Origin of the sequence: Lysinibacillus zambalensis, from assembly GCF_040183165.1 — a bacterium.
Classification (GTDB): Bacteria; Bacillota; Bacilli; order Bacillales_A; family Planococcaceae; genus Lysinibacillus; species Lysinibacillus zambalensis.
In genome coordinates, this window is the sequence record NZ_JBEGDG010000009.1 from 1 (window position 1) to 11,607 (window position 11,607).

At 36.2% G+C, this 11,607-nt stretch carries 9 protein-coding genes; 2 read left to right on the plus strand and 7 right to left on the minus strand.

Translation table 11 applies throughout. The features are described 5' to 3' along the window. Positions 1 to 527: 527 nt before the first annotated feature. From ABNX05_RS13055 to dnaA, 7 genes are all read right to left on the minus strand, one after another. The gene (locus tag ABNX05_RS13055) at positions 528 to 1,610 is read right to left on the minus strand and encodes an HD-GYP domain-containing protein (RefSeq protein WP_349660152.1); all 1,083 of its coding nucleotides are present in this window, start codon (positions 1,608 to 1,610) and stop codon (positions 528 to 530) included. 148 nt (positions 1,611 to 1,758) lie between these two features. Continuing rightward, on the minus strand, positions 1,759 to 4,245 hold the full coding sequence (gyrA, locus tag ABNX05_RS13060) for a DNA gyrase subunit A (RefSeq protein WP_349660153.1): 2,487 nt from the start codon (positions 4,243 to 4,245) through the stop codon (positions 1,759 to 1,761). A 25-nt stretch (positions 4,246 to 4,270) separates the two neighbouring features. Continuing rightward, positions 4,271 to 6,205, minus strand: coding sequence for a DNA topoisomerase (ATP-hydrolyzing) subunit B (gyrB, locus tag ABNX05_RS13065; RefSeq protein ID WP_349660154.1), 1,935 nt, complete (start codon positions 6,203 to 6,205; stop codon positions 4,271 to 4,273). Between the two features lie 92 nt (positions 6,206 to 6,297). Beyond that, positions 6,298 to 7,413, minus strand: coding sequence for a DNA replication/repair protein RecF (gene recF, locus ABNX05_RS13070; RefSeq protein WP_349660155.1), 1,116 nt, complete (start codon positions 7,411 to 7,413; stop codon positions 6,298 to 6,300). A 3-nt stretch (positions 7,414 to 7,416) separates the two neighbouring features. Next, positions 7,417 to 7,641 (minus strand): S4 domain-containing protein YaaA, encoded by a 225-nt coding sequence (gene yaaA / locus ABNX05_RS13075; RefSeq protein ID WP_349660156.1) that lies wholly within the window; start codon positions 7,639 to 7,641, stop codon positions 7,417 to 7,419. 166 nt (positions 7,642 to 7,807) lie between these two features. Then, entirely contained in the window at positions 7,808 to 8,944 is a 1,137-nt protein-coding gene (gene dnaN, locus ABNX05_RS13080; RefSeq protein WP_349660157.1) for a DNA polymerase III subunit beta, read from the minus strand. A gap of 170 nt (positions 8,945 to 9,114) precedes the next feature. Continuing rightward, complete coding sequence (gene dnaA, locus ABNX05_RS13085) at positions 9,115 to 10,464, minus strand: chromosomal replication initiator protein DnaA (protein ID WP_349660158.1); 1,350 nt, start codon at positions 10,462 to 10,464, stop codon at positions 9,115 to 9,117. Between the two features lie 557 nt (positions 10,465 to 11,021). On the opposite strand from dnaA, the gene rpmH reads away from it, so the two are divergent. Both rpmH and rnpA read left to right on the plus strand, forming a co-directional pair. Continuing rightward, entirely contained in the window at positions 11,022 to 11,156 is a 135-nt protein-coding gene (gene rpmH / locus ABNX05_RS13090) for a 50S ribosomal protein L34 (protein WP_004233310.1), read from the plus strand. 101 nt (positions 11,157 to 11,257) lie between these two features. After that, positions 11,258 to 11,602, plus strand: coding sequence for a ribonuclease P protein component (gene rnpA, locus ABNX05_RS13095; protein ID WP_197142962.1), 345 nt, complete (start codon positions 11,258 to 11,260; stop codon positions 11,600 to 11,602). The last annotated feature ends 5 nt before the right edge of the window (positions 11,603 to 11,607 follow it).

An 11,607-nucleotide genomic window follows, 5' to 3' on the forward strand; every position in this document is an offset into this window, starting at 1 on the left:
TTTGATTAGCTCAAATTGTTTTGCTGGCATCATGTTTGATGTCCAAAATTTTGTTTCGTTCACCAACTCAAGGTTAGCTATTAAAAACTTTATTGATTACGTTTTGCTTGTTCAGTTTTCAAGGTTCATTAATCTTTTTTTAGTGTCACCTCTTGGCGACTCACTAATAATATCAAGAATCTAAAATTATGTCAACACTTTCTCAAAATTAATTAATAGTTTTTTAAAATCTATTATTCGTCTACACCACTATGTTCAGAGGATTAGTCCGGAAGTGAGAAACTTCAGTAGCTGACGTTTCACTTTCGTTACATAAAACATTTGCTGAAAGAAGTTAACTAATTTCAAAGAATTCATTTCTCTATGTGACTTGATTTTTATGAGATCCATCTTCTCGTACTTAGCTCGCTTCATTTAAACGTTGAAGTCTTTGTTGATACTTTTGTTTTATCACCTATATAATTTATCGATCGAATTAAAAAATAAAAAAAGGCGAACTCCAATGTAAATGGGTTGCCTTTCAACTATTATAAATTTGTTATAATACGTGAAATATAGAAGGTACGATTTTTACCTAAATCAAATATCTCCCCTGATTGGCTTAATTTGATAAGTGGTCGAGTTGGTGCAAATTTATTTACAAACATCACTTCGCCTTGTTCCAGATTAGATAGTTCAACGATTGTCCCTATAGGAAGGTCAGCAACAATATCTATCAGTGCACGTACTACTTTAATATCGAACTTCCCAAATTCAGATTCATTAATCATCTCTATGACTTTAAAAGAAGATTGCTTTGTTCTATACACTCGCTCACATGTCATTGCATGGAATACATCTGCAACAGCGATAATTTGAGCGAAAGTAGAAATATTAGCGATTTTTTCTCCTTTCGGATAACCACTACCGTTTAAACGCTCGTGGTGCTGGAAAATAGCCTCTTTCATTGTATCCTTTAAGATTGTTACATCTTTGACCATACTATAGCTATAAATCGGATGCTTATAAATTTCATTAAACTCCTGCTCTGTTAAGGTTGTTTTTTTATCGCGGATACGCGGATGAACTTTTGCCATTCCACAATCAGCTAATAACCCTCCAATTGCAACTTGAATTGTAATTCCTTTGTCATAGCCTAATTTTTGTGCAATCACCGAAGAAATCAATGCTGTTGCTACACAATGGTGGTACAAATAGTCTTTTGGATTTGAATACTCATTTAAATCAAAAATTATTGTACGATCTTCTAAAACCATTTCTAATAGTGGCAAAATAATTTTCCGTGCTTTCGCAATATCTACCTTTGCTCCAGCTTCCCAATTTTTAAATTCCTTTTTAAATTGTTCAACTGAATTGTCATAAATCTTTCTAAAAGTCGGTATAGGCTCTGTTGGAGCAATTAAATCTGTTTCTTTTACTTCTGATTGAGTTTCTACACCTTCTTTATAAACAGGAACTCTTGAAATATTAAAAGCAAAAAAAACTTGTAAATGCTCGTGAGAAATTATTGTGTTTTTAAAAATTATTGGATATTGTGTATTAACAAAAATATCTTCAGAAATTACTTTACCAATGCGTAACTCCGAAATTGGGACATGTATAGTTTCCACGCAATTAACTCCTCTTCACTATTTCACTTCCATAAATTTAAGGTTAAATTTATTTTATCATGGAATTCAAAATAATTACTTATTTTTAATGATTTATGTAAAAAAACCGATGAACGGCAAACATTAGCTGTCGTCATCGGTCTTTTTATTATTCTTCTACTTGGGCATTTTCTTCATTCGATTCTTCTTCGATCGATTCTTCTTCTTCTTCTTTTTCAACCTTCGCTACAGTTGCAACAAGCTCGTCATCGCCTAAACGAATTAAACGAACACCCTGTGTACTACGACCAATTAATGAGATATCATTCACATCCATACGGATTAGCATGCCGTTAATTGTGATCAGCATTAAATCTTCTGAACCATCAACCGTTTTTACAGCTACCATTGGACCGTTTTTATCAGTGATTTGAATTGTTTTTAATCCAACACCACCACGGCTTTGTAAACGATATTCCTCTTCAGATGTACGCTTACCGTAACCTTTTGCTGTAACAACTAAAATTTCCTGTTCCGGTTCAACGATTTCCATACCAACTACTTCGTCACCATCACGTAGTTTAATACCTCGCACACCACCTGCAGTACGGCCCATTGAACGAATATCATCCTCTTGGAAACGTACAAGCATTCCATCACGCGTACCGATAATCACTTGTTTCTCGCCATCTGTTAAACGAACAGAAATAAGATCATCATCTTCTCGCAAACTTATAGCTATTAAGCCGTTTGTTCGGATATTAGCAAATTGAGATACTGGTGTACGCTTTGTAATACCTGTTTTAGTAGTGAAGATAAAGTATGCATCCTCATCGAATGAACCTACACGGATCATTGCGGTTACTTTTTCACCTTTTTCAATATTGAGTAAGTTAACAATCGGTAATCCTTTCGCTGTACGACCATATTCCGGAATCTCATAACCTTTTGCTCTAAACACTTTCCCTTTTGTAGTGAAGAATAAAATTGTATCGTGTGTAGAAGTATTCATAAGATGCTCTACAAAATCATCTTCATTTGTGCCCATACCTTGTACACCACGACCGCCACGTTTTTGACTACGATATGTATTCGCAGCTAAACGTTTGATATAACCATTGTGCGTTAAAGTTACGACTGAATTTTCGACTGGAATTAAATCCTCGTCCTCAATCATTTCTAAACCGCCAGAAGTAATTTCAGTGCGACGTGTATCATTAAAGCGATCTTTTACTTCTAATATTTCAGTGCGAATAATATCAACAATTTTAGCCTCATCCGCTAAAATTGCTTTTAATTCAGCAATTAATATTTGAAGCTCTTGGTATTCTGCTTCAATCTTTTCACGTTCTAATCCACTTAAACGAACTAAACGCATATCTAAAATAGCTTGCGCTTGACGTTCAGATAAATTGAATCGCTCCATTAATTGAGGTTTCGCTTCATCACCACTACGTGAACCACGAATAATAGCAATAATTTCATCAATATGATCAAGAGCAATACGTAAGCCCTCTAAAATATGTGCGCGATCTTCCGCTTTCCTTAAGTCAAATTCAGTACGACGACGAATAATAACCTTTTGGTGCTCTAAATAATGATGCAACATTTCTTTTAAGCCCATTACTTTAGGCTGACCATTTACTAATGACAGCATATTAATACCGAAGCTCGATTGCATAGCTGTTTGTTTATATAAATTATTTAAAACGACATTGGCATTTGCATCTTTACGAACTTCAATGACTACTCGCATACCACGTCGGTCAGATTCATCACGTAAATTTGTAATACCATCAATTTTTTTATCGCGTACAAGCTCTGCTATTTTTTCAATAAGCTTAGCTTTATTCACTTGGTATGGTAATTCATGAATAAGAATCGTTTCTTTACCATTTGATTTTTGTTCAATCTCTACCTTTGCGCGAATAATGATGGAGCCACGACCAGTATCATAAGCACGGCGAATACCACTACGACCTAAAATTAATCCACCAGTTGGGAAATCAGGTCCTGGAATGATTTCCATCAATTCTTCTGTTGTGATAGCTGGATTTTCTGAAAGTGCTATCACTGCATCTATCGTTTCCCCAAGTTGATGTGGCGGAATATTTGTCGCCATACCAACTGCAATTCCTGCCGCTCCATTTACTAATAAGTTTGGATAGCGACTCGGAAGGACGATAGGTTCCTTTTCTGAACCATCATAGTTATCTGTATAGTCAATTGTGTCTTTATTGATATCACGAAGCATTTCCATTGCAATACGAGACATACGTGATTCTGTATAACGCATTGCTGCCGCTCCGTCGCCATCGACAGATCCAAAGTTACCATGACCATCGACTAACATGTAACGATAGCTGAAATCTTGCGCCATACGTACCATTGCATCATAAATAGATGAGTCACCATGTGGGTGGTATTTACCCATTACGTCCCCAACAATACGTGCTGATTTTTTGTACGCTTTATCAGCTGTATTCCCTAGTTCCTGCATGCCATATAAAATACGGCGATGTACAGGCTTTAATCCATCTCGTACGTCTGGTAATGCACGAGAAACGATTACACTCATCGCATAATCGAGGAAGGATGTTTCAATTTCTTTTGTTATATTAACTCCTTTAACACCGGAGCGTTCTTGTTCTGACAAAGTGTAGACCTCCTCTCAAGAAAAATTAAATATCTAAATTAGCATATACTGCATTCTCTTCGATAAATTGACGACGTGGTTCAACTTCATCGCCCATTAAACGCTCAAATGCTTGGTTTGCTTTAATTGCATCATCTAATTCTACTTGTAACAATGTGCGGTGCTCAGGATCCATTGTAGTTTCCCAAAGCTGCTCTGCATTCATTTCTCCAAGACCTTTGTATCGTTGTACATTTGGTTTTGGCATTTTCGGTAACCGTTCTAAAATTCCCTGAAGAGTAATATCATCATAGCAATACTCAACATGTTTACCTTGCTTAACTTGATAAAGAGGTGGCTGTGCAATATAAATATAACCTGCCTCTATGAGAGGTCGAAGGAAACGGAAGAAGAATGTTAAGAGTAATGTGCGGATGTGCGCACCATCAACATCGGCATCTGTCATAATAACGATTTTATGATAACGAGCCTTTTCTAAAGTAAACTCTTCACCAATACCTGTACCAAATGCTGTAATCATTGCACGAATCTCTGCATTCGATAAAATTTTATCTAAACGTGCTTTTTCAACGTTAAGGATTTTACCACGTAACGGTAAGATTGCTTGGAAGTGACGGTCACGTCCAGATTTCGCAGACCCTCCGGCAGAGTCACCCTCAACGATATAGATTTCACATTCAGATGGATTAGTTGATGAACAGTCAGCTAATTTACCTGGCAAACTCGATACTTCAAGTGCATTTTTACGACGTGTAAATTCACGTGCTTTTTTAGCAGCGACACGTGCACGAGCAGCCATTAAACCTTTTTCTACAACCTTACGAGCAACTGTAGGATTTTCTAACATAAATCGTTCAAAACCATCTGAGAACAAGGAGTTAGTAATTTGGCTAACTTCAGAGTTACCAAGCTTTGTTTTTGTTTGTCCTTCAAATTGTGGATCTGGATGCTTAACCGAAACAATAGCCGTTAACCCTTCCCGAACATCTTCACCAGTAAGATTTGCATCTGACTCTTTTAAAAGTCCATTTTTTCGTGCGTAATCATTAATAACACGTGTTAGAGCCGTTTTAAAACCAGACTCATGTGTACCGCCTTCATACGTATTAATGTTATTAGCAAATGAAAAAATATTAGAAGAGAATCCAGCGTTATATTGCATAGCAATTTCAACTGAAATACCATCCTTTTCTCCAAGAACATCTATCGGATCATGGATTGGCTCTTTAGATTGATTCAAATGCTCTACATAAGAACGAATACCACCTTCATAATGATACGTAGTAGAACGTTCTTCACCTTCACGTTCATCAGCAATTGTAATCTTAATACCACGATTCAAATAAGCTAATTCACGAATACGATGTGCTAAAATGTCATATTCATAAACAGTCGTTTCTTTAAATATTTCAGGGTCTGCTTTAAAACGTGTAGTTGTACCGTTACGATCTGAATCACCGATAATCATTAAATTTTGAATCGTTTTTCCACGTTCAAATTTAATTTCATGAATATGACCCTCACGATGAACTTGAACGATCGTCTCAATTGATAGAGCATTTACAACAGATGCCCCTACACCATGAAGACCGCCTGAAACTTTGTATCCTCCACCGCCGAACTTACCTCCAGCATGGAGCACTGTCATAATAACTTCAACAGCAGGCTTACCCATTTTCTCTTGAATACTTACCGGAATACCACGACCATTGTCCTCTACACGAATCCAATTATCTTGTTCTATCGTTACTTTTATATCTGTACAAAATCCTGCAAGTGCCTCATCTATACTATTATCAACAATTTCCCATACTAAATGGTGAAGCCCTTTAGAGCTTGTTGAACCAATATACATCCCTGGTCTTTTACGTACAGCTTCTAATCCTTCTAATACCTGTATCTGATCGGCTTCATAAGCTTGATTTTGTAAACCTTCGTTCTCTATAGCCACGGCTTTCATCTACTCCTTCATAACATCATTGTGTGTAAATGAATGAACAGTCAACCGAGCTGACTATTACCATTCTTTTGTAATCTAAAAAACTCCCCGGGCTAACTTTCTTCAATCGCTCCTTGTTTCACGTGAAACAGCTGTGCATGCTCCATCGTTTCATGATGAATTCCATCAACACTTGTAGTCGTAACAAAGGTTTGAACTTCACCTTGAATGGTGTTTAATAAATGCGATTGACGATAATCATCGAGTTCCGACAATACATCATCTAAAAGTAGTATGGGTGTTTCATTTGTTTCTTGTTTAATTAATTCAATTTCAGCAAGTTTTAATGAAAGAGCGGTTGTACGTTGTTGTCCTTGTGAACCGTATGTCTGAACATCGTAGCCATTTACTAAAAACTGTAGATCATCTCGGTGTGGACCAACTAGTGTTACACCTCGATCAAATTCACGGTCTTTAGCTTCTAGTAGCTTTTTATACAAAAAGCCTTCAATTTCACTGGAAGTATGTTCTTTTTCAACACCCGCTACTGTACGGTATTTAATAGATAACGTTTCTTTCCCTTGTGAAATACCTGCGTGAATTGGCTCTGCCCACTCTTGCAATAAATCCATAAATTGAAATCTTTTTCGAATAATTTGGGTAGCTGCGTGAATATATTGTTCATTATAAACTTCGTACATCACGTCATCTGACATTTTTTTACCTTGATTCATTTTTAAAAAATGGTTACGTTGCTTTAAAATTTTTTGAAAGGTTAATAAATCATGCAAATAAACAGGCGAAATTTGCCCAATCTCCATATCAATAAAACGTCGTCGTAATTGCGGACTCCCCTTTACGACGTTTAAATCTTCGGGTGCAAACATAACGACATTCATTTGGCCAATATAATGACTGAGGCGGCTTTGTTCTATATGATTTATCTTACCTTTTTTGCCTTTTTTCGTAATCGTAAGCTCAATCGGTAAAATACCATGCCTTTTTTGAACGGCCCCTTCTATTTTACCATAGTCTGAATCCCAACGTATTAATTCTTTATCGTTCGTCGTTCGATGGGATTTAGCCATCGCCAATACGTAAATAGATTCCATAACATTTGTTTTCCCTTGTGCATTTTCACCAATGAAAACATTAATTTTTGGAGAGAAGTTTAATGCTAAATCATCATAGTTACGGTAATTTGTAAGTTTTAACTGCTCTATCCGCATAATCTACTGTCCAGCTGTGCCAACGATACGAAATCGACCACATCCAGGAATATTTACAATGTCACCATCACGCAATTTACGACCGCGGCGATCATCTATTTCTCCATTTACATAAACATCATTTTCATGTAAAAACCACTTAGCCATGCCACCAGAGCTAATAGCATCGGTCATTTTTAAAAGTTGCCCTAATGTGACAAATTCTACATCAATTTTAATGTCCTTCATAGTTGAGTTCCCCTCCAAATACAGACTGTCTATCTCTCTATCATACCTAAAATTCCGCCATAAGTAAAAAAAGATAGCCGCAACTAGCGACTATCAGAACGTTTTTCAAAGCATTTAGAGCTTGAAGTTATGGAGTTTATTCTCTCCAACCAAAACTGTTTGAAATTTAATAAGTTCGTACAGGTAAAATTAACTGTAGAATTGCATCGTCATGAACAGAACGTAAAATAAACGGTCTCATAGCTCCTGTGAATTGAATAACTACTTCTTGACCATCTATTGCTTTCAATGCTTCCATCATGTACTTCGCACTGAAAGAAATTTTTAAGTTCTCCCCTTCTAATGACTCAACAGGAATTTCTTCTTGGACCTTCCCAATTTCTGGAGAGTTAGAAGAAACTTCAACAGATTGATTATCAAAAATCTCAAAACGTACAACATTATTACGGTCACCTCGAGCAACAAGAGATGCACGATCGATTGCTTGTAATAACGATTTACCGTTAATCGTTAGATTTGTTTGATATTCTTCTGGGATTAAACGAGTTGTATCTGGGTAGTTACCTTCAAGTAAACGTGAGAAGAATAATACTTCTCCAGTTTTAAATAACACTTGCTGGTTTGTAATAACGATTTGAACAAGATTTGTTGAATCCTCTAAAACTTTATTTAACTCATTTAAGCTTTTACCAGGAATAACAACACTATGTTCAACCTCAGGTAAATTTTCCAGTTGAACTTTACGTCTTGCCAAACGGTGGCTATCTGTTGCAACACAGATTAATGCTTCGTTTTTAATCTGCCAGTTTACACCTGTCAACACCGGTCTACTTTCTGAAGTGGCAACAGCAAATACTGTTTCACGGATAATTGACTTTAATAGGTCTGCGGGAATAGTAAATTTTTGATCCTCTGTTAATTCAGGTAATAAAGGATATTCTGTAGCATCTGAGCCAATTAAGTGGAATTCAGATTTACCTGAGCGGATATGAGTTTGGAAACCAGCTGTTACTTGAATTTCAACCTCATTTGTTGGTAACTTACGCACAATTTCATTAAACATACGAGCTTGTACAACAATTGATCCTGTTTCTGTAATATGAATTATTTGTTGGCCATCTTCTTCAACTGGAATAAATGTTTGTATAGTAATATCAGCGTCACTACCTGTTAAACGAATACCCTCTGTTGTTACATCGATTTTAATCCCCGTTAAAATTGGAATAGTTGTTTTAGAACTTACGGCTTTCATGACATCATTTAAACCCTCTAATAAACGGTCACGTAAAATATCAAATTTCATTCGTTTTCCCTCACATATTTATATTATTTATTATATATAAAATAAAAAAGATATAGTAATAGGCCCTGTGGATTTGTGGATAAGTGTGTTTAAGTGAATAAAATCAGTCTATCCACATGTAGATAGACTGTGTATAAGTTTGTGTTTAAACGTATGGGTTGTCCACAGTATTATTTCCCTAGCATGCTTCGAATTTGTTTAATATCTTGCTGAAGCTGAGTGTCATTTTTCAACATAGAAGATATTTTTTCGTGAGCATGTATAACAGTAGTATGGTCGCGTCCACCAAATTCTTCGCCAATTTTCGGCAGCGAAAAATCTGTTAATTCGCGAGATAAATACATCGCGACTTGACGTGGAAAGGCAATTAATTTTGTACGTTTTTTCGCGGCGAAATCCTCTAAACGAATGTTAAAGTGCTCACCTACTGCATTTTGAATGTCTAGTATAGTGACAGTTCGTGGCTTCGAATTAGGAATAATATCCTTTAGTGCCTCAGCAGCCAAAGTCGCATTAATATCCTTGTTAACAAGCGATGAATAGGCAACGACGCGAATAAGCGCACCTTCAAGCTCCCGAATATTGGAGTCAATCTGGTTCGCAATATAGAGCATGACTTCATTTGGCACTTCTAGACCATCAGCCTTTGCTTTTTTTCGAAGAATGGCGATACGAGTTTCCAAATCTGGGGGCGCAATATCTGTAATTAGTCCCCATTCGAATCGAGAACGTAAACGATCTTCCAATGTCGGAATTTCCTTAGGAGGACGGTCACTGGAAATAACAATTTGTTTCGATTCTTCATGCAATGTATTAAAAGTGTGGAAAAATTCTTCCTGAGTAGATTCTTTTCCAGCTAGAAATTGAATATCATCAATTAACAGCACATCTACATTGCGATATTTATTGCGGAAATCAAGTGCCTTATTATCTCGAATTGAGTTAATAAATTCATTTGTAAATTTTTCAGATGATAAATAGACTACCTTTGCATTTGGATTATGTTCCAATACATAATGGCCAATCGCATGCATTAAGTGTGTTTTGCCAAGCCCTACTCCCCCATAGATAAAAAACGGGTTATAAGCCTTCGCAGGTGCTTCTGCAACAGCTAGCGAGGCAGCATGTGCAAAGCGGTTACCAGAGCCAATAACAAACGTATCAAAAGTATACTTCGGGTTTAACATACCTGGTGAAATATCATGGTGATCGTCATTTTTTGCTTGGATAATCGGCGCTGGTAAATCGAAATCGTCCGAATCCTGGTTTTTTTGAACAACAAATTTAATAAGCAAGTCTTCGCCTGTAAGCTCCGTTAATATACCTGTAATCAAATGAATATAATGATTCTCAAGCCAGTCTCGAGCAAACGAATTTGGCGCAGCAATCGTCACAGTAGAACCACTACCATTGTAGGAAAGTAGTTTAGTAGACTTTAGCCACGTTTCGAAGCTTGGTTTAGAAATTTTTTGTTCAACTTGAGCCAGGACATTATTCCATAGTTCTTCTAAATGTTCCAAGCTGCTAATCTCCTTTACAGTTCAATACAAATTAAAAATAGCGCATTTATAGAAACGGTAAACACGTTCATTTTACAACTAGTCCACAAACTCACAAGTTGTGGATAAAAGTTAACCAAAGGCTGTGATAAAAATTATCCACAGCATATTAACAGTTGTGGATAAAATAATAAGTAATTTCAGTTTTCAACAAAGTGAAGCACAGATATCGTATCAGAAAAACAAAGCCATTTCAATAGTTTGTGAAACTTATCCACATACCTTTTATTTATGCACGTTCAAGTTGTCCACAAGGTCTGCTTATGTGAAAAAGGTGTAGATAAGTGTTGTGGATAAAAAAATATGCAAAAAATACTATACACAACTCTGTGTAAAAAAAACAAGTATTCTGTGGATAATTTATTTTATTCAGGAGAAGAGGATTTTAGGGAATATAGATATGGATTTGCACAAATATATAAATTTATAAAAGTCATTGACAAAATAACTAGTTACTTTATATAATATTCAGGTCTGTATGTTGAAAAATTCAACTCATTCAGGAGGTGTCTATATAAATGAAACGTACTTACCAACCAAAGAAACGTAAGCACAGCAAAGTTCACGGTTTCCGCGCACGTATGAGCACGAAAAACGGTCGCAAAGTTCTTGCTGCTCGCCGTCGTAAAGGAAGAAAAGTATTATCAGCATAAAATAAGTCCACTGAGACACATCAGTGGTCTTTTTTTTCTTTATTTTTGGGAAAACTAGAAATGAGGATCAAAGGATAATTATCGAGTAGCAGGTGAAAGTAATGAAAAAACGCCAACGAGTGAAAAAAAACGATGATTTTCAAAAGGTGTTTAAGAAAGGTAAATCTTTCGCTAATCGTCAGTTTGTCGTATATTTTTTAGAAAAAGAGGGACAAACAGAGTTTCGTGTAGGATTATCGGTTAGCAAAAAACTTGGGAATGCAGTAACACGCAACCAGATCAAGCGCTATATTCGACAAAGTATTCATGAATTAAAAGATGAAGTGAAGCAGAATATGGACTATGTTATTATCGCCAGACAACCGGCGGCCACTATGGATTTTCATGAAGTAAAACAAAGTTTGCAGCATGTACTACGAATCGCGAAGGTTTTGAAGAAGACGTAATATGG